Genomic DNA, 25,221 nt, shown 5'->3' on the forward strand with positions numbered 1-25,221 from the left:
GAAAGCGGTTGCCCCGCAAGCAGTGTGATGCGAGTGATGAGGAGACCCTGATGGACGACGTGGCGCTGGTATTGGATCCCACGGGAGCAGATATTCAGGGAGAATCCGCGCGGATTCGGGCGCGGGGACCGGTGACGCCGGTCGAGCTGCCGGGCGGGGTGCGGGCCTGGTCGGTGACCGACGCGGCCGTGCTCAAGCAACTACTGTCCGACGCGCGGGTGTCCAAGGACGCCAGCCAGCACTGGCCCGCCTTCGTCGCCGGTGAGGTGCCGCCGGACTGGCCGCTGTTCCTGTGGGTGGCCGTGAACAACATGTTCACCGCCTACGGCGCCGACCACAAGCGGCTGCGCAAGCTCGTGGCGCCCGCTTTCACTCATCGGCGCACGGTGGCGATGCGCCCGATGATCGAGAAGATCACCACGACCCTGCTCGACGAACTCGCCGCGGTCCCGGCGGGTGAGGTGGTCGACCTGCGTGAGCGCTTCGCCTACCCGCTGCCGATCCAGGTGATCTCGGAGCTGATGGGCGTGCCGGACAACCTGCACGGCGGCCTGCGACGCTGCGTCGACGGCATCTTCGACACCTCGCTGAGCCCGGAGGAGTCCCAGGCCAACTACATGGCGATGTACGGGATCCTGGGCGAACTGGTGGTCTACCGGCGCGACAACCCCGGCGACGACATGACCAGCCTGCTGATCTCGCACCGCGACGAGGACGACGGTTCCCAGCTCTCGGAGCAGGAACTGGTCGACACCCTGCTGCTGGTGATCAGCGCCGGCCACGAAACCACCGTGAACCTGCTCGACCAGGCGGTCTACTCGCTGCTGACCCACCCCGAGCAGCTGGCCGCGGTCTCCGCGGGCGAGGCAACCTGGCCGGACGTGATCGAGGAAGCACTGCGGTTCGAGGCGCCGGTGGCGCATCTGCCGCTGCGTTTCGCGGTCGAGGACATCGAACTCGAGGGCGTGAAGATCGCCGCGGGCGACCCGATCCTGGCGTCCTACGCGGGCGCGAGCCGCGATCCGAAGCTGCACGGCGACACCGCCGACGAGTTCGACGTGACCCGCGTGAACAAGGAGCACCTGGCCTTCGGCTACGGCGTGCACCGCTGCCTGGGCGCCCCCCTGGCCCGACTCGAGGCCGAAGTGGCCCTGCCCGCACTGTTCGCCCGCTTCCCCGGCCTGCGCCTGGCCACCGAGGGCGCCGACCTCGGCTCGGTACCCAGCTTCATCTCCAACGGCCACGCATCCCTACCGGTCCGCCTGAGCTGACCCGGCACCCGTTGCGCACTTGGAGTCGCGGGAGAACCTCGCGACTCCAAGTGGCCTGATTTGCCCTGAACGCTGAGAAGCAGTCAGTTGCGTAACACCCCGGCCCGCAGTAGAGATCTCCTACCGACTGGCAGCAGCCAGGGAGATCCTATGAGAGGCCATCCCTTTGACGACCCCGCCGTATCCGCAGCAGCCTTATCCTCAGCAACCTTACGGCGGGCGCCCCGGGTACCCGTATCCTCCGCAGCCGCCGAAGAAGAGCAATGCGAACACGATCATTCTGTCAGTGGTCGCCGGCGTCTTCGTGCTCTGCGGGTTCGGTGGTTGTGTGGCCGCGTTGTCGAGCGATAGCGACAAGACCGAGACCGCCGCGACCTTCACCACCGGTCCGGCCGGGCCGACTGCTCCGGCCGCAGCACCGGCCCCGCCGGCCACAGCATCGGCCCCGCCGACCGCCGACGGGCCGGCTCCCGCAGGTACTCCAGTTCGAGACGGCAAGTTCGAGTTCACTGTGATGGCGGTCGATCCACCGGTCAAGGTCGTCGGCGACAACCCCTACCTGCAGAAGACCGCGCAGGGCGAGTACATCCTCGTACACCTGACCGTCGCCAATATCGGCGACAGGCCGCAGTCCTACTTCGCGAGCAACCAAAAGCTCTTCGATGATCGGGGCCGCGAATTCGAGAACGACACCATGGCCGGAATCAACGTCAACGACGGCACCGCCATGATGTCGGATATCAACCCCGGAAACTCTGTCCAGGTGGTCGTCGTGTTCGACGTGCCAGCGGGAACCGTCCCGGCCAGCCTCGAACTGCACGACTCCGCGTACTCGGGTGGAGCAGAGGTGGCGCTTCGTTGAGCTCATTGGCACGGCGCCACTGAAGTCCGTTGTCCGGCAGGGTGGTCGAGTCGAGTGGCACGCCGGCAGCGGTGGCCATCCACACCGCACCGCGACCGTAAGTTTCGGGCGGACCCCGGCGTCTACGCGGTGATCGGTTGGCGTGCTGCGTGGCGGCCGACCTCGTTGAGGTGTGTCATCGCCTGGGTGTAGGACTCCAGCAGGCCCGTCTCGCAGTACGGTACGCCGACTTCGGCGCAGAACTGGGCGACCATCGGCTGGGCCTTGCGCAGGTTGGCGCGTGGCATGGAGGGGAACAGGTGGTGTTCGATCTGGTAGTTCAGGCCGCCCATCGCGGTGTCGACGAGGAAGCTGCCGCGCACGTTGCGTGAGGTGAGGACCTGGCGGCGCAGGAAGTCGGTGTTGTCGCCGTCGGGCAAGACCTCCATGCCCTTGTGGTTGGGGGCGAAGGTGGAGCCCATGTACAGACCGAACAGGCCCTGCTGAACAGCGATGAACACCAACGCCTTACCCGGCGACAGCACCAGGAAGACCGCCGTCAGGTACCCGATGAAGTGCGCGGCGAGCAGTGCGCCCTCGCCGACGCGGTTGGGGATGGGCCAGCGGAACACCGCGCGGATGCTCGACCAGTGCAGGCTGCCGCCTTCGAGCAGCAGCAGTGGGAAGAACAACCACGCCTGATAGCGGAAGATGAAACGGCGCCAGCCTTTTCCGGCTCGCGCGCGGTCGCCGGAGAACGCGAGCACACCCATCGCGTCGGGGTCCATGCCCTCGGTGTTGGGGTGCGCGTGGTGGCGGTTGTGGTTGCTGGTCCACCAGCCGATGCTGAGCCCGATCGCGAGATTGCCCGCGATCAAGCCGTAGAGATAGTTGGCGCGCCTGCCCGCGAAGATCTGCTTGTGCCCGGCGTCGTGGCCGAGGAACGCGATCTGCGAGAAGACCACCGCCAGGAACACGCCGACGCCGAGCTGCCACCACGAGTCGCCGAGGACGAAGAACGCCGCCCAGCCGCCGACGAAAGCCACCGCGGTGAGCGCGCTCTTCCACCCGTAGTACTGCGACTGCCGCTCCAACAGACCCGCCTTCCGGATCCGGCGCAACAACACCGAGTATTCACTGCCACGCACGGGCACGACATCAGACGCGATAACCACGGCACAAGCATGGCGTATCGAACCCGCCGATGGGTGAACGGGTTGCAGATCGATGACAACCGATGCGTTGCGCGACCGCACCGCGAGCAGTGCGCTTCCATGGACGGTTCTATCGATAGGTTAGGCTTACCTGAAACCCAGTATTCGGAAAGGTTGGCCCCCGCATGCGCGTTGTGACGTTCGGCTTCCAGACATGGGGGCGTAGAACACTACAGGCTCTCATCGACTCCCGCCACGAGGTCGTTCTCGCGGTCACGCACCCGGCGAGCGAATCGTCCTACAAGGCGATCTGGAACGACTCGGTCGAGGAACTCGCACGCGAGCACGACATCGCGGTGCATCTCACCGAGCGCGCCGACGCGGCGACGATCGACCTGGTCAAGCGGGCCGAGCCCGACATCATCGTGGTGAACAGCTGGTACACCTGGATGCCCGCCGAGCTGTACGCGATGCCCCCGCACGGCACGGTGAACCTGCACGATTCGCTGCTGCCCAAGTTCACCGGCTTCTCCCCCGTGCTGTGGGCGCTGATCAGCGGTGAATCCGAAACCGGCCTGACGGTGCACCGGATGGACGACAGCCTCGACACCGGCGACATCATCGTGCAGAAGTCGCTGCCGATCGGACCGACCGCCACCGGCACCGAACTCGTGCTGGCCGGCCTGGACCTGATTCCCGACGCGCTGAGCGAAGCTTTGGACGCCATCGAGAACGGAACCGCCGTCTGGCGGCCACAGGACCGCGCCGAGCGCACCTACTTCCACAAGCGTGCCGACATCGACAGCCGGATCGACTGGTCGTCCTCGGCCGTCGACCTGGAACGGTTCGTCCGTGCGCTGTCGGCGCCCTACCCGCCCGCCTACAGCTGTTACCGGGGCCGGCGAGTGGAGATCGTGGGCGCGCGCATCTCCGACTTCCGCTTCGGCGGCACCCCCGGTCGCGTGGTCGTGGTCGATGGCCAGGCCGCGGTCGTCTGCGGACCGGACAGCTTCCGTGGTGGCAACCACGCCCTGGTGGTCACCGCCGTGCGTACGGCCGACGGACACGATCAGGATCCCGCCGAATTCTTCGCACGCGGTGGGTATCTCACCGACGCCGAGTAGGCATCAGGATTTCGCCGCGACCGAACACCCCCACCGACTGCTGTGCGGTGGGGGTGTTCTGCGTTGCGGCCGTGTCGATTACGCCACCGCGGGTAGCAGTCCGGAGGTGACGAAGCCCGAGACATACCGGTCGAGCACCTCGGCATCGATGGCCGGACAGCTCACCCCGGCCGCGGCGAGCACCGGCCGGGTCCGGTCGTCGGTGACGACCAGGTCGGCGGCGCCGCCGAGGAAGTTCTCCGCCAGCAGGGCGGTGCGCAACAGATCGGCGTGCCCGGTGACCAGGCCACCCACCCGGTCGGCGAGCAGGTCCGCGGCCTGCGAGGTATCGACCATGTCGATCCGATAGCCCTTGCCGCGCACCACGTCCAGGATGTCGTTGACCTTGGTCGGCGCCGAGTTGACCAGGTGATAGGTCTGCCCGGCGGCCGGGCGGGTGGTGGCGAGGGTGACGATAGCGCGCGCGATGTAGTCCGCCGGGGCCAGCGTGACCTGGGCGTCGCCGAGATCAGGACACACACCCAGGTGGGCGGCGGTGCGGATGAGGGTCCAGAACGAGTCGTCCTGCGGGATCACTCCGGTGGTGGTGGCGCCCGACACCAGACCCGGACGGTGCACCATCACCGGGAGGCCGCGACGTCCGGCGGCCCGGACCAGTTGTTCGGCCACCCATTTGCCGGCGAGATAGCCGTGCTGGGGTACCTGCGCCGCCCCGATCACCGAGTCCTCGGTGACCGCGGTGGTGCTGTCGTGGTCGGCGCCGACCGCCGCGGACACGGTGGACACGAAATGCACCGTCGAGCTCCGGTGCAGCGCCGCGAGCCGCAGCACCTCGACGGTGCCCACGACGTTGGCGGCGCGCATCGCACCGTACGGTTCCAGGTGGTTCACCCGGGCGCCGTTGTGCACGATCGCGTCCACCGTCGCGGCGAGTTCACCGAAGGCCGATTCGGTCAGCCCCAACCGGGGCTCGGCCAGATCACCCAGGACGGGGATCACCCGGTCGAGTCCGCGCACCGGCAGCTCGAACCGGGTCAGCGCCGCCGTCAGCCGGGCCCGTCCCGCGTCGGCGTCGGCCGCGCGGACCAGGCAGTACACCGTTGCCGTTGTGCGGTCGAGCAGTTCGGCCAGCAGATGTGCGCCGACGAATCCGGTGGCACCGGTGAGCAGCACCGTCTCGAAGCCGGGTGCGCGCTGATCGCCACCCACCGTGATCGCCGGATCGAGCACGCAGTCGGCACTCAACTGCTCGACCCACGCTTGCGGGGACTGCTCGGCGGTGGCGGCCAGGGCGGCGACGAGCGCCCGGGGCGTGGGGTTGTCGAACAGGATCCGCGGTTCCACCTCCAGGTCGAGCTGGTTTCGCAGTTCCCCGCGCACGGTGAAGACCAGCAGCGAGGTGCCGCCGAGATCGAAGAAGTTCTCGTCCACGCCGACCGAGGCCCGGTCCAGTACGTCGGCGAACACCCGGGCCACCGCCTGCTCGGATGCCGTGGCGGGCGTGTGCCGCTGGACCGGCGCCGCGGCCGGCGGCGCGGTGGTGGGCGCATCCGATCGGCGCCGGGTTCCACCGGCGACCGGCGCCGTCGGATCGGCCACCGCGGTACGCAGCAGCCGCGCGTAGTCCGCGCCGAACGCGCTGACGGTGGCGCGATCGAAAAGGTCTGTGGCGTAACGGAACACCGCCGAGTAGCCGGAGTTCTCCGCATTCTCACGCAGGGTGAGCGTCAGGTCGAAATGGGTCGTGCCGAGTTCGAGGTCGATGACGGTGGCCTGCGCTTCGCCCAGGTTCGCCGCCAGTGTGGACACGGGCAGGTCCTCGTAGGCGAACACCGCCTGGAACACGGGATTGCGGGTGTCGTCACGGCGTGGATTCACGGCCTCGACGATGTGGTCGAACGGCACATCGGCGTGGTCCAGTGCGGCCACCGTCGCCGCGCGGGTCCGCGCGAGCAGGGACTCGAACGGTGCGCCGGGATCGACCGTGGCGCGCACCGGCAAGGTGTTGACGAACATGCCGATGAGCGGTTCGACCACGGGATGGTTTCGTCCGGCCACCGGGGTGCCGATCACGATGTCGGTGTCGCCGCTGAGCTGATGCAGCCACGCCAGATAGGCCGCGCACAGCACCATGTACGGGGTGGCACCGTACCGCTGGGCAGTGTCGGCCACGCCGCGCGCGGTGGCGGCATCGATCGTGAACTCCACTGCGGCGCCGCGTGTTCCGTCGGCTCCCGGCAGCCGGGGGCGGTCGACGGGCAGGGCCAGGCGGTCCGGCGCGCCGGCGAGCGTGCTGGTCCAGTGCTCGAGCTGCCCGGCCGCCGGCGACTCGGGGTCGTGCCGGTCGCCGAGCCGATTCTGTTGCCACACCGTGTAATCGGCGTACTGCACCGCCAGCGGTTCGGTGTCGGGCGCGCGCCCGCGACTGCGCGCCGCGTAGGCGGTGGTCAGATCCGTCACCAGCGGTGCGAGCGACCAGCCGTCGGCGGCGATGTGATGCACCACCAGCACCAGGACGTGTTCGTCGGCGCCGCAGCGGAACAGGCGAGCGCGCAACGGCAGCTGACGGGTCAGGTCGAACGGCAACGACGCGAACGCACGCAGTTCGGCCCGGATGTCGTGGCCGTTCGCACCGTCGGGCTGCGCCGCCACCGTGTCGATCGAGACGTCGTCGGCAGTGTGGAAGCGCAGGCCGGGCCCGGCAGCGGTGCTGCTCGGGTAGGTGGTGCGCAGTACCTCGTGCCGGTCGACCAGATCCCGGATCGCCGCGGCGAGGGCCGCGGTGTCCACCGGCCCGTTCAGCCGCACGGCGATCGGCAGATGGTAGGCAGGCGACTCCGGATACAGCTGGTTCAGCAGCCACATCCGTAGCTGTGCCGGTGCGGGCGTCAACGATTCCGGCCGGCGACCGGCGACCGGGCCGCAGTCGGAACCGTCCCGGTCGAGCCGGCGGGCCAGCGCACCGACGGTGGGCGTGTCGAACACGGCCCGCACCGTGACCCCCAGGCGCGCCGCGACCTGCGTGGCCGTGAGTGAGGTGCCGCCGAGGGCGAAGAAATCGTCGGCCGTGCCGATCCGGACCGCTTCGGTCCGGTCGGCGCCGAGGACGGCGTGGAACGCCCCCACCACCGCGAGTTCGGCCGCCGTGGTGGGGGCGAGGTAGGAGCTGCGCCCGAAGACCGGGGCGGGCAGGCGGCGGGTGTCGAGTTTGCCGTTCGCGGTCCGCGGCAGTTCCGGCACCGGTAGGTAGGCGCTGGGCCGCAGGTAGTTCGGCAACGACCCGGCCATCCGATCGCGAACAGCGTCGAGATCGAGGGCGGGTGCGCCGGACGCGACCAGGTAGGCGACCAGGTGTGTGCCGCGGCTGTCCTGGTGCGCGGTCACCGCCGCGGCCGCGATCTCGGGCAGCGCGGTGAGGGCGGTTTCGACCTCTCCCGGTTCGATGCGGTGTCCGCGCACCTTGATCTGGAAGTCGCTGCGGCCGTGATAGATCAGTTCAGGATCGGCGCCCACGGTGACGGTGACCAGGTCGCCGGTGCGGTAGAGCCTTCCGCCCCGCGGACCGAACGGGTCGGCGACGAAACGGCCCGCGGTGAGCGGAGCCTGCCGATGGTAGCCGCGCGCCAGGGCCGGCCCACCCAGGTACAGCTCACCGGTGACCCCGGGCGGTACCGGCCGCAACCGGTGATCCAGGACCACGGCGTGGAAGCCGCGCAGCGGCGCACCGATGGTCACCGCGCGACCGGGCACCAGTTCGGCGATGGTGCCGATATCGGTGGCTTCGGTGGGGCCGTACCCGTTGCGCATCAAGCAATTCGGCGACCACGCGTCGACCAGGTCGGCGCGGATCGCTTCACCGCCCACCCCGAGCACCCGGAGGCCGGGCACGTCGGCGGGGTCGAGGGTGGCCAGCACGGCGGGGGTGATGATGGCGTTGGTGATGTTCTCCCGGCGCATCAGCGCGCTCAGATCCGGTCCGGCGACTTGATACCGACCGGCGATGACCAGAGTGCCCGCGCCCGCGATGCCGCAGAGGATCTCACCGACCGCCATGTCGAAACCCGGTGAGGCATGGTGCAATACGCGCGGGGTGTGGCCACGGCCCGGTGCGAGCTGATACCGATCCCGCCGTTCGGCCGCCAGGTTCGCCAGCCCGCCGTGGGTCACCAGCACGCCCTTGGGGGCGCCGGTGGATCCCGAGGTGTAGATGAGATAGGCGGGGTGCGTACTGCGCAGTGTGTTCGGGCGATCCGCGGCGGTGACCGGACCGGACTCGAATTCGTCTGTGGTGGCGGGTGAATCGATGATCAGCCAGCGGATGTGGTCGGGCAGGCCCGGGCGCAGGGCAGCCGTGGTGATGCCTACCGGCGCCGCGCAGTCACCCAGGATGTGGGCGATCCGCTCCGGCGGATAGCCCGGGTCGATCGGGACGAATCCGGACCCGGCGCGGGTGATCGCCCAGATCGCGGCGACCGAGGCATCGGACCGTTCCAGCACCATCGCGACCAGCACTTCCGGACCGGCGCCCGCGGTCAGCAGCGCCCGTGCGAGGCGGTTGGTGTGCGCGTCGAATTCCCGGTAGCTCCACCGGTACTCGCCGAAGACGACGGCGGTGGCATCCGGGTCGACACCCACCGCCTCCTCGATCAGCTCGGCGAGGGTGGCGGGCGTTGTCGCCGTCGGCCCCCGCCACGGCACCAGGACATCGCTCTCGGCCGGGGTGAGCACCGGAAGCCCGCCGACCTCGGTGGCCGGGTCGGCGGTGCCGAAGGCGGTCACGAATTCGATGAATCGGTCCAGATGCGCGGCACCTTCGGCGACGGAGTAGCGGTGCCGGTTGAATTCCAGTTCGATGCGCAGCTCGCCGGTGCCGGGGTACACGTTCAACGCCACATCGGTGACGGGACCGGTACTGAGCAGGTGCAGGGTGCCACGGACGGCGCCGATCTCGGCACCGGTGCGGAAGTTCATGATGTTCACCGCCGGACCGAAACCGGTTGTGGTGTTGGTGAATCCGGCGTCACGCAGCATGTCGGCGCCGCGGTATCGCTGATGCCGCAGCGCCCCACCGAGCTCGCGCCGGGCCGCGTCGATCAGCGCCGAGACGGTACCGATCCCCGCGGCGCGCACCGGCACCACGTTGGAGATCATGCCCGCACTGCGGCGCATGGCGGCGGTGGTGCGGGCGGTCATCGGCAGGCTCAGCGCCACCTCGTCGGTGCCGGTCATCCGGGCCAGATAGGCGGCGAAGGCGGCCACCACGACGGTGGCGACACCGCCACGACGGTTCAGCTCGGCGACGAGCTCCGGCGCCAGGTCGGCGCCCAGGATCCGCGGCAACGGGTCGGGATCGCCGGTGCGGGTGGCGAGGCTGACCGGTTCGGGGAGGCCGACGAGCCGCTCGGCCCAATAGGCGCGGTCGGTGCGAGCGCGCGGGGAGTTCTCGTAGTCGGCTTGCGCCGCGTACAGCACGGCGGCGGAGTCGATCTCGTCTGCCGGCTCCGGTGCCAGGTCACGGCCGGCCACGAGCGCCGCGTAGTGCTCGGCACCGCGCTGCTGCAGCCGGGTCGCGCCGTACCCGTCCAGCGCGATGTGATGGGCCCGTGTGTAGAGCAGGTGCCGGTCGGCGCTCAGCCGCAGCACGGTCGTGCTGATCGCGGGCATGCCGGCCGGGTCGAAGTCACCCGCCTGGTCGGCTCGCATCCAAGCGAGGGCAGTGGCGTGCGGGTCGGGGTCGGCGCTCAGATCGATGACGACCGCGCTGTCGGCGACCTCGGGGTCGGCGACCTGGCCGATGGTCCCGTCACCGGCCACGAACTGCCGGTGGACGCCGAGGTCACGGGCGGCCCTACGGCTGGCTTCGACATAAGCGGCGGCGTCGAAGGGGCCGCGCAGGTCGAGGTATTGCGCGACGGTCAGCGGGATCGGCGCCAGCAATTGCTGGGCCAGCCACATTTCCCGCTGAGCCGGACTCAACGGCAGGTGAGGCGCTGCCGTAGGGGTGATACTCATGGCGCCTCGATATCTCGACATCATCTGAACGAGACATAAGGGTAGCCTATCCTCTATTTTGGGTGGTCGGCGGGCACCGACCGCGCTTCATGGCCGCCGATCACCGCAACGAGCCAGGCGCGCCGGGCGGCAGAGCTCGCCGCCGTCGATCACTCGGGTGGCTCGGGTGTGCGGATCTCCTCCGCCATCGAGCCGCCCGCTACGTCAGCGGAGATACCCAGGTCTTCCTCGTAGTCACGCTGGGCATCCGAGGCGTTCCCCTCCTCGTCGAGCTGCACGGCCTCGGCCGGCGGCGCGGTCGTGCGCGAGTCCGCGGTGACGTCGGGTTCCTCCTCCGACAGTCGATCGCCCAGCCCACGGGGATGGGCTTCCTCCCGTGGCGTCATCCCGTACTTGGTGACGCCCTCCCACTGCTCGGGCGGGTCCATCCCGGCTTCGAGCGGGTCCTCACGCAGTCGGTCCTCGTCCAGGTCCTCACTGCTGTTGAGGGCAGCCGGGTCGGTTTCGACCGCGTCGGGGGCGCCGGTGCCCTGCGGCGGATCGTAAGTCTGCTCGGGTTCGGTCATGGCCGGGTCCTTCCCTGGGCGACGGTCCCGCAACCTGCGGATGCTTCTCGAGCCGCAGTACCCGGGCCGGCCACGGAGAAACCGAGTGCCGCCGCACCAGACCTTGACCTCCGGCATTAGTTCAGCAACCATTGAACTTATGCACGAGCGGTTCGATTCGGTGGAATCCCGGGTGGAGCGTCACGCGGCGCTCGCCGACCCGGTGCGCCTGCGCATCGTCGACCTCCTGACGCTGGGAGATCTGGTGGTCAGCGAGCTCCGCGACCGACTCGAGATTCCGGGCAACCTGCTCTCGCACCACCTGCGGGTGCTCGAACGCGCCCGCATCGTGTCGTGGGGACGCTCCGAGGGGGACCGTCGTCGGCGCTACGTCAAACTCCACGCCGAGGCGCTCGAACTCCGAGGCGAGCCCCCTCGGCTCACCGGTGCGCGGGTGCTTTTCGTGTGCACCGGCAACTCGGCCCGCTCCCCGATCGCGGCGGCCCTGTTCGCCCGGGCCGGCGGAGTCCCGACGTCGTCGGCCGGCACACACCCCGCCGATCGACTGTCCGCCGGGGCCGCGGCGACGGCTGCACGGCATCACCTCACGCTCCCCGACCACCGACCGCGGCACTTCACCGATGTCCACGCCGACGGCGACCTCGTCATCACCGTCTGCGACCGCGCCCGGGAGGAACTCAGCGAGCTCGTCGACCACCATTGGTCCATCCCCAACCCCACCCCGGTCGGCACCACGAACGCCTACGACACCGCCTTCGCCGAAATCGCGCGCCGCATCACCCATTTCGGCCCGCACCTGCTGTCCACGCGAGCCGCTCCCGCCCAGCCGAGCACGCACAGTCACAGTTGAGGAGGAATCCCATGACCGACACGGATCAGTTCGCCCATGTCCGCTACCTCGTCGACGACGTGCAGACCGCCGTCGACTTCTACACCACACATCTCGGGTTCACGGTGCGCACCAACGCCGCACCGGCTTTCGCCGACGTGACACGCGGCCGGCTCCGGCTACTGCTGTCGGGCCCGACCAGCTCGGGCGCACGGGCCACTCCCGAAGACGCCGACACGGCCGGCCACAACCGCATCCATCTGCTCGTCGACGACTTGGCCGCCGAGATCGACCGCCTCCGCGCCGCTGAACTCGACTTCCGCAGCGATCCGGTCTCGGGGCCCGGCGGGCAACAGGTACTGCTGTCCGACCCGGCCGGCAACCTGATCGAACTGTTCCAACCCGCCGGGCACGGCACCCGCCGCCCCTGATGGGAGAACCGCGAGGTTGCCCTCCGGCACGACTGGATCCACGAGCCATTGGAAGCGGCCGCGATTCCATGCGATGCAGCAGCCGGGCGACGGTCGAAAAACCAGGGTCAAGCCCTGGCTTTTCGGGGTACCGGCCCCGCGACAACCGTGGAACGCTACTGCTTCACGCGGTTCCCCGTCGAGCCCCGGGGCCGACCACACTGATACGAAGGACCACCGAACCCATGCGAATCACCGGACTGACCGCCGTCGCGGCGGGCGCACTGATCCTCCCGGCCATCCTGGCTCCCGCGGCCTCGGCGGAGGTGGACGACATCACCATCTACACCTGGGGTGATGGCGGAATGCCCGCCGCTTGCGATTATGTGGGTGCTGAGTGTCATGTCATGGCCCGGATGTTCGGCTCCGACTACGACCTGCCCGCCACCGTGACGATCAACGGCCGCGAGCTCGGTTCAGCTGAGCGCCTGGACTACCCGGACCGGCAGCGCAGCGCGATCCGCGGCACCTGGCGCCCGCCGGCCAAGGGCACCTACACCATCGAGGCCACTCAGGGCTCTTCCACCAAGACCCTCGTCGTCGAGGTCACCGGAGACGCCCGGTTCGGCAGCGGCTCGGCGGGACTGCTGCCCAGCGGCTCCAGCTAGGAGTCGCGGCGGCGTAGCGCCAGCCAACCCACACCGATGGCCGCCGCCCAGCATCCGGTGACCGCGAGACCTTGGTGACGACGAACCGTTGGCGCGTGCGGGCCTGCGGGCGATCCTCGATGCGCACGAGGGAATTACGGTGGTCGGTGAGGCGGCCGACGGTGTGTCGGTGGTCGGCGAGGTCAAGCGACTGCGCCCGGATGTCGTCGCCATGGACGTGCGGATGCCGTTGCTGGACGGGATCGAAGCCACCCGGACGGTACTTCGCACCATCGCGAACCCACCGAAGATCCTGATGATCACCACCTTCGAAAACGACGACTACGTCTACGAGGCGTTGCGCGCCGGCGCCGACGGGTTCCTGCTCAAACGCGCCCGCCCCGCCGAGATCGCGAATGCGGTGCGCACCGTCGCACAGGGCGACTCCGTGCTCTATCCGGCCGCGGTCCGATCGCTGGCGGCTGGGCGCAGAAACGACAGCGCACGCGCGATATTGGCGCGCGCCGACCTGACGCAACGAGAAGTGGCGGTGCTGCGGCTGATGGCGAAAGGGCTGTCGAACGCGGAGATCGCGACCGAGTTGTATGTCGGCTCGGAGACGGTGAAGACCCATGTCAGCTCGATCCTGGCGAAGTTCGGCGCCCGAGACCGCACCCAGGCGGTCATCGTCGCCTACGAATCCGGATTCGTATAGCGGATCGGCCGCGCAGTGTCGCGACTCGAAAGTAAGCATATGAATCTGACAATCGGCTGAATCAGATACAATCCCCGGCCGGGGGCATATTCGAGCGAATGACAGTCCGGCCAGAACCTTTTCTGGAATTAACTATCAGTAGTGAATATCTAATAGCAGATAACAAGTTTTTCGACAAATAGAGATCGATGATTTCGACCACAGAAAGACGAGAACGGGTTATATTTTTTAAACACTCATTTTGCGGTTCGACATCCCAGCCGCACCGTTCTCGACATTTCTGGAGACAGCCATGCGATCGACCTCACCCCTGCTTCGTGCCAGCCTTATCGCTCCGATAGCTGTCGCTACCGTCTTCTGTATGGCCGCACCGGCCAATGCCGCCACCGTCAACGTGAACTGGGCCTGCAAGGGCACGGTCTGGGGAATCGGCCAGACCTCGAACATGGCCGCAACGGTCACCACCACCGCGCCGGGCTCGGCGGCGTCGGGCTCCGCGGTGGCCATCACCATCGCACCGGGCGCCTCGTCGGTTCCGAGTTCGGCTTCCGGCTTCACCGTGAACAACATCAGCAATCTCAAAATGACCATTCCGACGCCGGCGAATTCGACATTGGTCTCGGCCACTCTCTCCGGGGGTAGCACGCCGGGCACCGTCGCCGTTTCGGGCGGGAATGCCGTTCTGACGGTTCCGGGTCCGATCGCCGGCGGCACCAGCTACACCCCGCCCGCGGTGACCCTCAACGTCACCGCAGGCGCGGCCGGAACGCCGATCACCAGCAAGTACGCGGGGACCAGCTACACCAATCCCGGCATGACCATGACCACCAACGTCTCGTTCGTCGGCAATGTCGCCACCGCGTGCTTCCCTGACCCGTCCCCGACCCTCACCACCACCACTGTCAGCTGAACCGCCCGACAAACACCACAGCGTGATGATCGGAGTCCAGGTCGGCGACCTGTGGTGAACATGCCTGGATCGGGTTGCGCCGGCAGCCCGGTCCAGGTTCTCACCCGAGCCGGACCGGGTGAACGTAGTTCCCGACAGTGGTTGCCCCGCTTCGCGTTTGGTGTGGGAGCAGCCACTTCGGCCGAATAATCTCGATGCATCGTCTCGAACCGGCCACTGTGTCGTACAGTGCATATCCGACACAGCCACGGTCGCTTCGACGGCCGATGCGGTGTCCGCTTTCGTGATGTTCGTCAGCCGCGGTCGGGCTGCCGACAATCGATTGACAGGAGCCACATGCCCGCTTCAAAGCTCCGCTACCGCCGCCTGCTGCAACCATCGAGCCCACTGATCTCCCCGACTCCCCGGACGGAGTCGGGCGCTCGGCACCCGAACACGCCCCTGATCGGCGACTGCTGCTGAGTGCTTCGCGTTCCAAGTGATCGATGGGAAAGCCTGTGTGCCCGATGACAAGCGAACCCGCCCGGATCCCGGTCGAGCTGAAGAAGGCGCTGGAGTTCTATCACGGAACCGTCGAAGATCTGATCCGTGAATTGGTCAGGATACTCGGCGTGAACGAGACCGATCGACGCGCACTGGAGATCGTCCTGCTCGAGGACGAGAAGTCCACGACACCGGGAATGCTGGCCGGACGGCTCGGCCTCACCGCTGCCGGCGTCACGATCATGCTCAACCGGCTCGAGAAGCAGGGTTACATCACCCGCTCGCTGCACCCGACCGACCGCCGTCGCGTGATCGTGATGGCCACTGAGCTCGCAGCCCATCGAATACAGGAACTCGTCGTGCCCATGATCGTCGAGAGCTACAAAATGTTGCTGAGCTGTTACGACTCCACCGAACTCGAAATAATCGCCGACTTCCTCACCCGCGCGGGCGAACTGCAACGAATCCACCGCCAACAGCTGCTCGACGTGGACCCCTACTCGAAACCCTGAAACCTCGCGCGAATGCCCCGCGCTGAAAAGATCGCAGCCGCGGTGTCTGCGCACCGCCCTTCTCGGTCGATCCCTGACACACCTCGCAGGAGAAAGCGGTAGCTGGATGAACACCGTCGACAACAGCGAAGGCCCAGTGGCGAAACCGGAGGTCAATGCTGAGCCTCGGGATCAGATTCCGCGATGGTGTCGTCGGCCGGCTGCGGGGTCATCTGCCGATCGGTTCCGGCAGCAGATATCGCGTGCGGGTGTAATGGCCGCATTGGTGACCACGGGGATCGGAATAACGCTCATGGTACGGGCGGATTCGAGCCCGCCGATACGGGCGAACAATGCGGAGACGTTCTTGGGAGAACCCACCACGCAGACATACGACTATCGCGCCGTCCCGGGCCAGGCCACCGCGAGCACGACATCAGGCGTACCGCACGAGGTCCCGGTACCGCATGAGGTCCCCGTGCCGGGCGAAATCTCGGGCACCGACACGGCTACCGGTACCGGAACCACCCCATCGGCCGCCGATCCTGATGCCCCCGGCGCCGACTCCGGTACCGGCACGCCCACTACGACGGAGTCGACGACAGCGTCGACGACCGATGCCTCGGCTACCAACACAGCAGTTCCGTCGATACGCGTGAGTTTCTCCGCCACGGCGAGCTTTTCAGTCGAGGCCCACGACGACCACCACCACGTCAGTACCCCCTCGCACCACGACAACCGCGACTCCGACCAGGACATCCACGGCGCCGGAGGTGCCCACGACACCCGCGTCGCCGACGACCACGGCACCGAAGACGCCCGAGCCCCCGTCACCGACCGAGTCGGCGCGTCCGATGACTCCCTCGACCGCGCATCCACCGCCCACATCTCCAAGGTGACGGCAGCGGGGTAGGCGGTCACCCGCCCGACGGTCAACGCCGTGGCCGGTGACATCGACCGAGGTCTACACCCATCCGGCCAGGAGCGGCGCGCTGAGTTACTCACGCCTCGGGCCGGTCAGCGACAGCACCAGCAGCGCGAGGGAAATCACGGCGCCGGCAGTGAGTATCGCGAGCAGCACACCGGCCTGCCCCTCGGAGGTGTGTGCCGCCAGATGCGCGCGCAAGTGCCAATGGATCCCGAGGTGCGCGACCGTCCACACCGTGTAGGACGCCAGCGCGGCGCGCACCACCAGTGGAGCCGAGATCACGGCCACCGCGAGGGGTATGGCGGCGGCCAGATTCATGGCTCCGTAGTCGAGCATCAGATGCGGGTTGTAGGGCATGCCCAGATTGACCCAGGGAAAGGAGAAGAATCCTTCAGGGGAGACGAGAATCCAGGTTCCCAGCACACCGGAAACAACGGCAAAGAACGCAAGACCACCACGTACCACCAGCCCCCGCGTACCGGTCATCGCGTGACACCGCCGATTCCGCCGAGGAGAAATTCCTCGAATGTGACAGTCCCGCAGGGCTTACCGGGAACGAGATTCCACCCCTCGGTGAAACCGCGCAAGGTCTTGCCCGGCACCGGCGGCGACAGTACCGGTCGTCGCCACCCCATGATCGATTGGTAGGAACGCGCCAGCTCACCCATGGTGTGCACCCGTGGACCACCCAGCTCGAGTGTGCGGCCGACCGGTTCGCCCACCGCCAGTGCGACGAGCCGGTCGGCGACATCGCCGATGTCGATCGGCTGGAACCGAAACCCCTTCGGGGCGAAGGTGACCGGCAGCCGTCGCTGGCCCGCGAACACGGTGGCCAGCAAGTTGTGGAATTGGGTGGTGCGCAGCGTCGTCCACGGCAACCCGCTGGCTGTGATCGCCTCCTCGGCCGCCAATTTGGCACGGTAGTAGGGCACCGGAATACGGTCCACACCGGCAATCGATACGTTCACCACATGCGGTGCGAGGCCGGCTCGGACAGCTGCGTCGAGCAGATGGCGGGCTGCCGCAACGTCTCCTCGGCCGTAGGTGGTGGCGCAGTGCACGATCACCTCGGCTCCGGCGACGGCGTCATCGAGCCCAGCCCCGGTGCGCAAGTCCCCGACCACTCGCCGCGTGGCCGCCGAGCCCGGGGTGCGACTCAGCACCCGAACCTCGTGCCGCCCATCGTTCAAGCGCTCGACCACGGCGCGACCCAGTTTCCCGGTGCCGCCGGTCACCAACACTGTTCTCATCATGACCTCGTTTCTCACAGGCGATCAGTGGTTCACCAGTGCAGAACCGCGCAGCGCTCCGGAATGTGACAGGCGCGCGCAGGCTATGACCCAGCTCACACATGCCCGTACGCGGCAGTCATCCTCGAGTAACCTCGTCGGCAATGGATTCGCCCGGACCCACCGACGCCCATCGCGCGACGGTGTTCGAAGAGAATCGGCCACGCCTGTTCGGATTGGCATATCGCCTGTTGGGCTCCGCGACGGACGCCGAGGACATGGTGCAGAGCGCCTATCTGCGCTGGCACGGCGCCGACTGGGTAGAAGCACCCGGACCGTGGCTGAACAAAGTGGTGACGAACCTGTGCCTCAACCAGCTCACCTCCGCGCGGGCGCGCCGTGAGACCTACCCGGGCCCGTGGCTGCCCGAACCGGTACTCACCGACAGCGGTGCGCTCGGCCCGCTGGATACGGTGGAACAGCGCGAGTCGGTGTCGATGGCCCTGCTGGTGTTACTCGAACGCCTCACCCCCACAGAACGAGCCGTCTTCGTGCTGCGCGAGGCGTTCGACTATTCCCATCGCGAGATCGCCGACATCCTCGGCATCGACGCGGCCCACTCGCGCCAGCTCCACCATCGGGCCCACACGCATGTGGGCCGGCACCGAAACAGATTCGCCACCGACGATGCCCGCCACCATCGCATCGTCGCCGAATTCTTCGTCGCCGCACGCTCCGGTGACGCGGCGAGCTTGGAAAGATTGCTGGCCGCCGATGTGGTGTCCTGGATCGACGGCGGCGGCGCGACCGCCGCCCGTCGCCCGATCCAGGGCCGCGACCGGGTCCTGCGTTATCTGCTCGGCGTCGGACGCCGGCCCGAAATGCTGCGCGTCACCAGTGAAACCGCGCCCGTCAACGGCGAACCCGCTCTGCTCGTCTTCGACCGCGAGGAACTGCGCGCCGTCATCACCCTGGAGCTCGAAGGCGGCCGCATCATCGCACTGCGCACCATTGCCGACAAGGACAAGCTGGCCTTCGCTGCCGCCGCCCGCCAACGCTGAGGCGATCGACGGCACCCAGCTTTGCGCGTCGAAGCACCGCGCCCAGTCGCTGATCAGTAACGAGCTGCGCGAGTCTCATCGGATCGCTACGTTCGCACTCCGGACATGAAGAGCGTCATGAGCTCATAGGGTTGTCACGCGCTCTGCCTCGTCGGAGTCGGCGGTCTCGGGTGCGAAATCGCAGGCGCCGTGGCGGGTGAAGGGTTCGGCGAGCTGGGCGAGATAGCCGCTCGGATAGTCGGGTTCGGCGGCCATGCCCAGGTCGGCGCTGGTGAACCGGCGAGCGGGGTCATAGCTGTAGGTACGCAGCAGGTGGTCCCAGATCAAGGTGAACAGTCCGAAGTTGACATCACCGACGCCCGCCCACTTCAGGTGGTGAAAACGATGGCCTTCGTTGAGCGCGAGAACATACTTGGCGGCACCGACGCGGTAGTCGGCGTTGGAATGCTGCAGCAGCAGCTGCACCGCCACCGCCAACGACAGACTCGCAGCCACGGGGACCGGAATTCCCACGAGCAGCAGTGGTGTGACCCCGGCGATCATTTCGACGGTTTGGTGCAGGGGGTGCTTCATCAACCCGTTGAGCCCATAGAAGCGGGTGACGCTGTGATGCACGGCGTGGAACCGCCACAAGACGCCGATCTTGTGGCTGGCGTAGTGGGCCAGGGTGATCCCGAGGTCGGCAACGAGGATGGCGATCAGCACCTGGACCACGAATGGCCATGTGTGTGGCCAGATCCCGTCGCCGGGGATGAGTGCGGCGAGAGCGGGGATGGCCGCGACGCTGGTGAGAACGAGTGTTTCGTTGACAACGCTGTGGGTGGCGTCGCGGCCGGCATCGCCGTGGGAGTTGTTCCAGCTGTCCTGATACGGCAACAGATGTTCGGCCGCGAACGATGCCGCGACCGCGACCCCGAGCAAGGCGATCAGCCAGAGCTTGTTGGCGCCGACGGCTGCGACAGCGATACCGGCGCCGTTGATACCGAGGAGCAGAAATGGTGCATAGCCGTAACGGATGAGCGGTGCGACGAGCGTGGACATGAATCCAGCGTCGCCGGTGAGTTATGTGGGGGCTTGAAGAAATCAGCTGACCTGGATTCGTGGTGGTCGCCACCCCGTGGCGATGAGCGCTTCGGTCGGGGTGATGCCGATCAGGTCACGGCAGGTGCGGGCCAGATGCGCGCTGTCGGCAAAGCCCGCGGTGTGCGCCGCGTCGGTCAGCGAGCCGCCGTCGCGCACCACGGCGAAGCCCCGTTGCAGCCGTGTCCAACGCCGCCATGCCGCATACGGCAGACCGATCTGGTCGGCGACCACGTGGGAGAGGCGGCTCGGCGAAATCCCCACCTGGGCTGCGAGTTCGGTCAACGATGGTGGGCCGCCGTCCCAATCGGCCGCGCGCTGTAGTGCCTCGGTCACCAGCGGATGGCAACGTCGAGCTCCACCTGGAAGCGGGGCTGGGCCGGGATGTTCTGGGCGCGGAGTGGCAGCAGCGATCCAGCTGGTGGCGGCATCTGCGGGCATTCCGGCAAGGCGGGTGAGGGCGGCGTGGGCAGTGATCGAGTCGGGGTCGAGAAATGCGACGAACCCACTGGTTCCGGGTTCGGCGTGGACTCGGTGGATCACGCCCGGCGGGATGATCGCGACCGTTGCCGGTGCGGTGTTCCCGGCCGCGTCGGCGACAGTGAGCTGCCCGCGCGCCACGAACAAGACCTGCACGGCCGCGTGCGCGTGCGCGGCGGCATCGCCGATACCGCCGGTGAACGCCATCAACCCGGGTGTGAACACGACCCCGCCCAGCCAACGCGAGGCGACGCCGTTGGGCTCGGGCCGGTGCGGCCGTGCGGCCCGTTCGGACTTCTTCGTCAACGACTACTCGCGTTCTTCCCCGCACCACGTCAGGTCGGACCGAAGCATACGGCTAGCGGGTGTAGTCGAGTATCGAGCGGACGAGGGCGTCGGGGTCCTCGAGCATCGCCATGTGCCCGACTCCGCGAAGGTATCGGAGCTCGGCGCCCGGCACCGCCTCGTACTGGTGCGCGGCGGCCGGGTCCCACCGAGGGTCGGAATCCCCGAAGACCGCGAGCAGGGGCTTCCCGGCTGCGATGAGGCGCTCGGGCACAGTCCCCGCGGTGATGTAGTCCATGTTGGCGGCGAGGATCGCACGGAACCCTCGATAGGTCGTTCTTCGCAGATCCGCTACCGCTGTGTCCGGCACCGTGATCGGGGCCACCGCAGTCGCCGCCAGTCCGCGGCGGACCATCAAGTCGGTACGCATCGCCCACACGAGCGGACCGAAGAGCGGCGAGGCGAGCACCTTGAAGATCGCCGGCTCGGGCAACAGCGCTGCGAGGCTCGGCCCGGTACTGACCAGGACCAGCTCGCCGACCAGATCCGGGCGACGCTCCACGAGGGCGGTAGCGACATATCCCCCGCTGGAGTGACCGACCACCTTCAGGCTCCCGAACCCGAGCTCGTCCAATAGTGCCGCTGTCCGGTCCGCCTGCTGGGAAACGGCATACGCGGACGCCGGCTCGGATCGGCCGCATCCCGGAAGGTCGATCGTGATCACCCGATACGTCGTGGCGAGCGACGGCACCACCGGTGCCCACGTCGAACCGGTTGCGCCCGAACCGTGGATGAGCAACAAGGGCGGTGCTGCCGGGTCTCCTTCGAGGACAACGTGCACCCCGTGGACTGTCGTGTCGGTACGTGTACGGCCGGGGCCGGATTCGCTCATATCGACAGCCTCGTCGAAACCCGTCGCTCGATCTTGTACGAATGTCACGTCGCCGCGATCCGGCTAGCCTGGGGCGTATGACCGCTTCCGGCCTGCTGGACTGGAGCCGGGTCGAGGTCGCTGTCCCGGCCGGTCTCCCGACTCCGGGAGTCCGGATGGCGGGTTTCCGCTACTACGACATCGGCGCCGTGGACCTCACGATGATCCCGCATCCCTCGGTCACGCTCCTGCTCGATCTCACCGAACGCGGAGTCGCCTACAACGGTCCCGCAGGCCCGGTCGTGGGGAACGCGATCATCGGCCTGCGTGCCGGCGCCCTACGCATGACCAGCGCGGGGGCCGGCGAAGTTTTGCAGATCCGTCTGTCCCCCGTCGCCGCCGCGGCGATTCTCCGAGACACCGAGATGATCGGCGGTACCGTGACGTCGTTGTCGCACCTGTGGGGCAGCAGCGCCGGCATTCTGACCGAGCGGCTCCGTTCGATGCCGTCCTGGGACGACCGCTTCGCTCTCACAGCCGCGTTCCTTCGAAGCCGGGCGCCCGGCAGATTCGCTGCAGCACCCGAATTCGTATATGCCTGGGACCAGACTGTCCGGACCAGAGGGCAGCTCCGAATCGAGACAATCGCCACCGAGACCGGCTGGACCCGCCGGCGACTCTGGTCCCACTTCCGGACCCGGATCGGAGTCTCGCCCAAGCATGCGGCCGAACTCGTCCGCTTCGACCATGCCGCCCATCTGCTGGCGGCAGGTCGCTCGCCCGCGGATGCCGCGGTCGAGGCAGGCTATACCGACCAATCCCATCTTCATCGGCGCACCAAGGCGATCACCGATATGACCCCGCCCCTCGTCGCGCGCGCACCGTGGCTCGCGATCGATGAAACCGCGTGGCCGACGAGCTGATCCCTGCGCGGGGTATGGCCGTCGGCGCCGGGCACGGCACCGCGGCGGTCGAAAATCATGCGGCGGGAGCTGTTCCGAGGTCGAAGCGGATACCCGCGCGCAGCATATCCGTGGCCGACAGTCCGATCATGTCGCGAAAGGTTTCGCTGAAATGCGACGGAGTGGCGAAACCGGCGTCGATGGCGGCGCGAGTGAGGTCGTGGCCGGCCACGACGTTGCGAACGGTACGGACGATGCGGCTCCACCGTTGATAGCCACGGAAGGAAGTGCCGTACTGCTGGGTGAACAGTCGCAGGAAATGCGTGGTGGACAGGCCCATGTTCGCGGCGATCTGATCGGCCCGGAAGGTTCGGTCCGGATAGTCGCGAATGGTGCCGGCGACCTCTTCGATACGCGGGTCGGTTACCGGCGCGGGCCCGGCGACGGCGCGGGCGTAGATGCGATCCGGGTCCACGCTCTCGGCTGAGCACAACTCGACCAGTTCTCGTTCCCGTCGATGGTCGAGGCCGAAAACCCCTACGGAAGCAGTCATCTCGTCAGCGATGGCGGTGGCCGGCGCGCCCGCGGGCTCGACGAACAGCGCCAGAATCCAGCCCTCGGTAGCGACCAGTCGCTGTGTCGTGCGAGCGGGGGCGAAGAAACTGCCGGTGCTGATCCGGCCGTGCGCGCCGGTATGCACAAGTAGCGGGCCGTGCAGTCCGACGCTGAGCATGGCGACCGACGGGGAATGCGGTTCGACGCCGAGATCCGGTCCGACATAGCCGACATGGCCGGCCCGCACCCAAGCCACCGGCGTCCGCGCCGAACCACAGATATCCGAAAGCGGATCAGTGTCCACGCCTCTCAGAGTATCGCTACGCCACCGCGAGCACCGGAGGCGAGAAGAATACCCCTGGCTCGGGGCACGGCCAAGGGGTCAAGAAGGTGGGAAAGTCTGCCCCGGTTCGGAATCCGGTCTCGGGCCGAAGCTGCGGCGGGGCGGAAAGAAGCCCCGTACCCGGCCGGGCGAGACACCCGGGAGATTAGGGTGTAGCGAGGCGAGAGCGTGAAGAGGATTCAGCAGTGAACGAAGGGTCGAACTCCGTGAGCATTGCGCGGATGTTGATCAAAGCATTGTCCTGCGCCGGAATGGACGCCACCGTTTTCGCGCAGCGGCAGGATTTGCGGCCCGAAGTGCTCGCCGACGATCGATGCCGGGTCTCCACGCAGTCCAGCTACTCGATGTGGGAACAGCTCATCACCAGCGACCTCGGAACGGTCGTCGGAATAGAAGCCGCCACGTTGGTGCCGGTGGGGCACTTCGGCGTATGGGACTACCTCTTCGTCACCGGCGAGAACTTCATCGGCAGCTGTGGCCGTGCCTTCGATCGTGTGCATCTCATCAGCAATCCGGGCACCGATACGATCGAGACAATCGAAGACGGCGCACTGTTCACCATCCGGTATGGCATGACGCCCTACGCCCCCGACGTCGATGCGGCCATCGGAATCTTTGCGCAAGCGCTGTTCCTCCGACGGGCACGGGAAGCCACCGGACGGCCGGTCACGCCGGTCCGGGTCACCTTCCAGTATCCGCCCAGCCGGGCGCACGCGCGTCTCGTCGAGGCATTCGGCACCGCGAACATCGTCTACGACGCCCCGTGGAACTCGATGACCTTCCTGCAGGACGACGTCCGTGCACCGTTGCCGATGTCCCCGCCGGGACTGGAGCACGTCCTCCTCGAGCACGCCGATCTCGTCTACGCCACCGCCAAGCCGGTCCTGGACTGGCTCGGCGTGTTCCGGGCGGCGCTCGATATGGCCTTTGCCCAAGACGACGCACCGACCCTGGCCGCAGTCGCCCAACGACTGATGATGAGTCCGCGTTCGGTGCAACGCCGACTGGCCGAGCATGGCACGACCTGGCGGGAAGAGGTCCGGACAGCCCGCCAGGACCGTGCACTCGAGCTACTGCGCGACACCGACCTCCCGCTGGAAACCGTCGCCGCCCGTCTCGGCTACAGCGACGCTCGGGCCCTGCGCCGCTCCGTCAACCGCTGGCTGGGCCACCCGCCCCACGCTCTCCGCCAATCCTGACGGAGTCCGGCTGAAGCGGAGGTCTCCAACGGCCCCGAACCGATCCACGCCAGAGGCCCTTCCCGGCCTCCGGCTGGGATTGCTCGGGCATGGCCGAACAAGCCGCTGCTTCATGATGGCCCCCGGGTGGGCGGGCACGCATAGCGGCGCCAGATATATCCGACTGGATGGTTTGGCGTGAATGGTCCGCTGAACGTCGTCAACGGTCCGTCGTCAGCGACCGCTGGGGCCATACGTTTCAGGTGTGCCCAACAGGCGCTTCCCTCGAATCCGAAAGGCCTCTCCAATGTCTCGTCTGCCCCTGATCCAGCCCGATACCGCCACCGGCAAAGCCGCCGACCTGCTCGCCGGCGTGCAGCAAGCCCTGGGCGTCACCCCGAACATGACCAAGGCGATGGTCAACAGCCCTGCCGTTCTCGAGGCGTACCTCGGGTTCTCCGGGGCACTGGGCGGTGGCGCGCTCTCGGCGCCGACCCGGGAGCGGATCGCGCTGCTGGTCGCCGAGGAGAACGGTTGCGACTACTGCCTGTCGGCACACAGCTACCTCGGCGCCAATATCGCCAAGCTCGACGCCGACGAAATCGGCAGTGCCCGCCACGGGCAGTCCGCCGAACCGAAAGCCGCAGCGGTCTTGACCTTCGCCACCGCAGTGGTGCGCACCAAGGGTGGGGTCGAGGAAGCCGATATCAAGTCGGCCCGAGCTGCGGGCCTGACCGCCGCGGAGATCACCGAGGTGATCGCCAATGTCGCGCTCAATGTGTTCACCAACTACCTGAACAAGGCCGTGGACACCGATATCGACTGGCCGGTCGTGCGCCACCACACGCACTGACGC

At 67.7% G+C, this 25,221-nt stretch carries 23 protein-coding genes; 14 read left to right on the forward strand and 9 right to left on the reverse strand.

What is annotated here, in order from left to right; all coding sequences use genetic code 11:
• Window positions 1–50: 50 nt before the first annotated feature.
• Both ACFO5K_RS13285 and ACFO5K_RS13290 read left to right on the forward strand, forming a co-directional pair.
• Window positions 51–1,271: a cytochrome P450 family protein gene (locus ACFO5K_RS13285; RefSeq protein WP_378561160.1), complete on the forward strand. Its 1,221-nt coding sequence runs from the start codon at window positions 51–53 to the stop codon at window positions 1,269–1,271.
• A gap of 286 nt (window positions 1,272–1,557) precedes the next feature.
• Entirely contained in the window at window positions 1,558–2,133 is a 576-nt protein-coding gene (locus ACFO5K_RS13290) for a DUF4352 domain-containing protein (protein WP_378561163.1), read from the forward strand.
• Between the two features lie 122 nt (window positions 2,134–2,255).
• On the opposite strand, the gene ACFO5K_RS13295 is transcribed toward ACFO5K_RS13290, so the two are convergent.
• Window positions 2,256–3,287, reverse strand: a complete 1,032-nt coding sequence (locus tag ACFO5K_RS13295; RefSeq protein WP_378561166.1) for a fatty acid desaturase family protein — start codon at window positions 3,285–3,287, stop codon at window positions 2,256–2,258.
• A 164-nt stretch (window positions 3,288–3,451) separates the two neighbouring features.
• On the opposite strand from ACFO5K_RS13295, the gene ACFO5K_RS13300 reads away from it, so the two are divergent.
• On the forward strand, window positions 3,452–4,390 hold the full coding sequence (locus ACFO5K_RS13300; protein ID WP_378561169.1) for a methionyl-tRNA formyltransferase: 939 nt from the start codon (window positions 3,452–3,454) through the stop codon (window positions 4,388–4,390).
• A gap of 78 nt (window positions 4,391–4,468) precedes the next feature.
• On the opposite strand, the gene ACFO5K_RS13305 is transcribed toward ACFO5K_RS13300, so the two are convergent.
• Complete coding sequence (locus ACFO5K_RS13305; RefSeq protein ID WP_378561172.1) at window positions 4,469–10,402, reverse strand: amino acid adenylation domain-containing protein; 5,934 nt, start codon at window positions 10,400–10,402, stop codon at window positions 4,469–4,471.
• Window positions 10,403–10,551: 149 nt separating this feature from the next.
• On the reverse strand, window positions 10,552–10,968 hold the full coding sequence (locus ACFO5K_RS13310; RefSeq protein WP_378561175.1) for a hypothetical protein: 417 nt from the start codon (window positions 10,966–10,968) through the stop codon (window positions 10,552–10,554).
• A 139-nt stretch (window positions 10,969–11,107) separates the two neighbouring features.
• Between ACFO5K_RS13310 and ACFO5K_RS13315 the strand changes: the two genes are divergently transcribed.
• From ACFO5K_RS13315 to ACFO5K_RS13345, 7 genes are all read left to right on the forward strand, one after another.
• Window positions 11,108–11,818 (forward strand): arsenate reductase/protein-tyrosine-phosphatase family protein, encoded by a 711-nt coding sequence (locus ACFO5K_RS13315; RefSeq protein ID WP_378561178.1) that lies wholly within the window; start codon window positions 11,108–11,110, stop codon window positions 11,816–11,818.
• 11 nt (window positions 11,819–11,829) lie between these two features.
• The gene (locus ACFO5K_RS13320; RefSeq protein ID WP_378561181.1) at window positions 11,830–12,228 is read left to right on the forward strand and encodes a VOC family protein; all 399 of its coding nucleotides are present in this window, start codon (window positions 11,830–11,832) and stop codon (window positions 12,226–12,228) included.
• A gap of 224 nt (window positions 12,229–12,452) precedes the next feature.
• Complete coding sequence (locus ACFO5K_RS13325; protein WP_378561183.1) at window positions 12,453–12,875, forward strand: hypothetical protein; 423 nt, start codon at window positions 12,453–12,455, stop codon at window positions 12,873–12,875.
• An 88-nt stretch (window positions 12,876–12,963) separates the two neighbouring features.
• Entirely contained in the window at window positions 12,964–13,569 is a 606-nt protein-coding gene (locus ACFO5K_RS13330; protein WP_378561186.1) for a response regulator, read from the forward strand.
• A gap of 361 nt (window positions 13,570–13,930) precedes the next feature.
• Complete coding sequence (locus tag ACFO5K_RS13335) at window positions 13,931–14,479, forward strand: hypothetical protein (RefSeq protein WP_378561189.1); 549 nt, start codon at window positions 13,931–13,933, stop codon at window positions 14,477–14,479.
• Window positions 14,480–14,985: 506 nt separating this feature from the next.
• Complete coding sequence (locus ACFO5K_RS13340; protein ID WP_378561192.1) at window positions 14,986–15,474, forward strand: MarR family winged helix-turn-helix transcriptional regulator; 489 nt, start codon at window positions 14,986–14,988, stop codon at window positions 15,472–15,474.
• Window positions 15,475–15,820: 346 nt separating this feature from the next.
• Entirely contained in the window at window positions 15,821–16,366 is a 546-nt protein-coding gene (locus tag ACFO5K_RS13345) for a hypothetical protein (protein WP_378561195.1), read from the forward strand.
• Window positions 16,367–16,450: 84 nt separating this feature from the next.
• Here the strand turns inward: ACFO5K_RS13345 and ACFO5K_RS13350 are convergent, their stop codons facing one another.
• Together ACFO5K_RS13350 and ACFO5K_RS13355 are read right to left on the reverse strand one after the other, a co-directional pair.
• On the reverse strand, window positions 16,451–16,867 hold the full coding sequence (locus ACFO5K_RS13350) for a hypothetical protein (protein WP_378561198.1): 417 nt from the start codon (window positions 16,865–16,867) through the stop codon (window positions 16,451–16,453).
• Complete coding sequence (locus ACFO5K_RS13355) at window positions 16,864–17,631, reverse strand: SDR family oxidoreductase (RefSeq protein ID WP_378561201.1); 768 nt, start codon at window positions 17,629–17,631, stop codon at window positions 16,864–16,866. The genes ACFO5K_RS13350 and ACFO5K_RS13355 overlap by 4 nt, the downstream gene beginning before the upstream one ends.
• A gap of 143 nt (window positions 17,632–17,774) precedes the next feature.
• Between ACFO5K_RS13355 and sigJ the strand changes: the two genes are divergently transcribed.
• The gene (sigJ, locus tag ACFO5K_RS13360; protein ID WP_378561204.1) at window positions 17,775–18,671 is read left to right on the forward strand and encodes an RNA polymerase sigma factor SigJ; all 897 of its coding nucleotides are present in this window, start codon (window positions 17,775–17,777) and stop codon (window positions 18,669–18,671) included.
• Between the two features lie 123 nt (window positions 18,672–18,794).
• Here the strand turns inward: sigJ and ACFO5K_RS13365 are convergent, their stop codons facing one another.
• The 3 genes from ACFO5K_RS13365 to ACFO5K_RS13375 are packed head-to-tail and all read right to left on the reverse strand — an operon-like array spanning window position 18,795 to window position 21,408.
• Window positions 18,795–19,712: a sterol desaturase family protein gene (locus ACFO5K_RS13365; RefSeq protein WP_378561207.1), complete on the reverse strand. Its 918-nt coding sequence runs from the start codon at window positions 19,710–19,712 to the stop codon at window positions 18,795–18,797.
• A 42-nt stretch (window positions 19,713–19,754) separates the two neighbouring features.
• Window positions 19,755–20,537 carry a helix-turn-helix transcriptional regulator gene (locus tag ACFO5K_RS13370; RefSeq protein WP_378561210.1) on the reverse strand — a complete coding sequence of 261 codons (783 nt, stop codon included), beginning with the start codon at window positions 20,535–20,537 and terminating at the stop codon, window positions 19,755–19,757.
• A 52-nt stretch (window positions 20,538–20,589) separates the two neighbouring features.
• Entirely contained in the window at window positions 20,590–21,408 is an 819-nt protein-coding gene (locus ACFO5K_RS13375) for an alpha/beta fold hydrolase (RefSeq protein WP_378561213.1), read from the reverse strand.
• 77 nt (window positions 21,409–21,485) lie between these two features.
• Between ACFO5K_RS13375 and ACFO5K_RS13380 the strand changes: the two genes are divergently transcribed.
• Window positions 21,486–22,310, forward strand: a complete 825-nt coding sequence (locus ACFO5K_RS13380; protein WP_378561216.1) for an AraC family transcriptional regulator — start codon at window positions 21,486–21,488, stop codon at window positions 22,308–22,310.
• Between the two features lie 55 nt (window positions 22,311–22,365).
• Here the strand turns inward: ACFO5K_RS13380 and ACFO5K_RS13385 are convergent, their stop codons facing one another.
• The gene (locus ACFO5K_RS13385; protein ID WP_378561219.1) at window positions 22,366–23,148 is read right to left on the reverse strand and encodes a helix-turn-helix domain-containing protein; all 783 of its coding nucleotides are present in this window, start codon (window positions 23,146–23,148) and stop codon (window positions 22,366–22,368) included.
• Between the two features lie 260 nt (window positions 23,149–23,408).
• On the opposite strand from ACFO5K_RS13385, the gene ACFO5K_RS13390 reads away from it, so the two are divergent.
• Together ACFO5K_RS13390 and ACFO5K_RS13395 are read left to right on the forward strand one after the other, a co-directional pair.
• Window positions 23,409–24,386, forward strand: coding sequence for an AraC family transcriptional regulator ligand-binding domain-containing protein (locus ACFO5K_RS13390; protein ID WP_378561222.1), 978 nt, complete (start codon window positions 23,409–23,411; stop codon window positions 24,384–24,386).
• A 286-nt stretch (window positions 24,387–24,672) separates the two neighbouring features.
• Entirely contained in the window at window positions 24,673–25,218 is a 546-nt protein-coding gene (locus ACFO5K_RS13395; protein ID WP_378561225.1) for a carboxymuconolactone decarboxylase family protein, read from the forward strand.
• Window positions 25,219–25,221: the final 3 nt, after the last annotated feature.

This window comes from Nocardia halotolerans, assembly GCF_042650145.1.
Classification (GTDB): domain Bacteria; phylum Actinomycetota; class Actinomycetes; order Mycobacteriales; family Mycobacteriaceae; genus Nocardia; species Nocardia halotolerans.

What these genes read in the sequence shown, in the direction of transcription:
- ACFO5K_RS13285 (WP_378561160.1), top strand. Translation starts at nt 51, where the DNA reads ATGGACGACGTGGCGCTGGTATTGGATCCCACGGGAGCAGATATTCAG.
- ACFO5K_RS13300 (WP_378561169.1), top strand. Translation starts at nt 3,452, where the DNA reads ATGCGCGTTGTGACGTTCGGCTTCCAGACATGGGGGCGTAGAACACTA.
- ACFO5K_RS13305 (WP_378561172.1), bottom strand. Translation starts at nt 10,402, where the DNA reads ATGAGTATCACCCCTACGGCAGCGCCTCACCTGCCGTTGAGTCCGGCT.
- ACFO5K_RS13310 (WP_378561175.1), bottom strand. Translation starts at nt 10,968, where the DNA reads ATGACCGAACCCGAGCAGACTTACGATCCGCCGCAGGGCACCGGCGCC.
- ACFO5K_RS13315 (WP_378561178.1), top strand. Translation starts at nt 11,108, where the DNA reads ATGCACGAGCGGTTCGATTCGGTGGAATCCCGGGTGGAGCGTCACGCG.
- ACFO5K_RS13320 (WP_378561181.1), top strand. Translation starts at nt 11,830, where the DNA reads ATGACCGACACGGATCAGTTCGCCCATGTCCGCTACCTCGTCGACGAC.
- ACFO5K_RS13325 (WP_378561183.1), top strand. Translation starts at nt 12,453, where the DNA reads ATGCGAATCACCGGACTGACCGCCGTCGCGGCGGGCGCACTGATCCTC.
- ACFO5K_RS13335 (WP_378561189.1), top strand. Translation starts at nt 13,931, where the DNA reads ATGGCCGCACCGGCCAATGCCGCCACCGTCAACGTGAACTGGGCCTGC.
- ACFO5K_RS13340 (WP_378561192.1), top strand. Translation starts at nt 14,986, where the DNA reads ATGACAAGCGAACCCGCCCGGATCCCGGTCGAGCTGAAGAAGGCGCTG.
- ACFO5K_RS13350 (WP_378561198.1), bottom strand. Translation starts at nt 16,867, where the DNA reads ATGACCGGTACGCGGGGGCTGGTGGTACGTGGTGGTCTTGCGTTCTTT.
- ACFO5K_RS13355 (WP_378561201.1), bottom strand. Translation starts at nt 17,631, where the DNA reads ATGAGAACAGTGTTGGTGACCGGCGGCACCGGGAAACTGGGTCGCGCC.
- sigJ (WP_378561204.1), top strand. Translation starts at nt 17,775, where the DNA reads ATGGATTCGCCCGGACCCACCGACGCCCATCGCGCGACGGTGTTCGAA.
- ACFO5K_RS13365 (WP_378561207.1), bottom strand. Translation starts at nt 19,712, where the DNA reads ATGTCCACGCTCGTCGCACCGCTCATCCGTTACGGCTATGCACCATTT.
- ACFO5K_RS13375 (WP_378561213.1), bottom strand. Translation starts at nt 21,408, where the DNA reads ATGAGCGAATCCGGCCCCGGCCGTACACGTACCGACACGACAGTCCAC.
- ACFO5K_RS13380 (WP_378561216.1), top strand. Translation starts at nt 21,486, where the DNA reads ATGACCGCTTCCGGCCTGCTGGACTGGAGCCGGGTCGAGGTCGCTGTC.
- ACFO5K_RS13390 (WP_378561222.1), top strand. Translation starts at nt 23,409, where the DNA reads ATGTTGATCAAAGCATTGTCCTGCGCCGGAATGGACGCCACCGTTTTC.
- ACFO5K_RS13395 (WP_378561225.1), top strand. Translation starts at nt 24,673, where the DNA reads ATGTCTCGTCTGCCCCTGATCCAGCCCGATACCGCCACCGGCAAAGCC.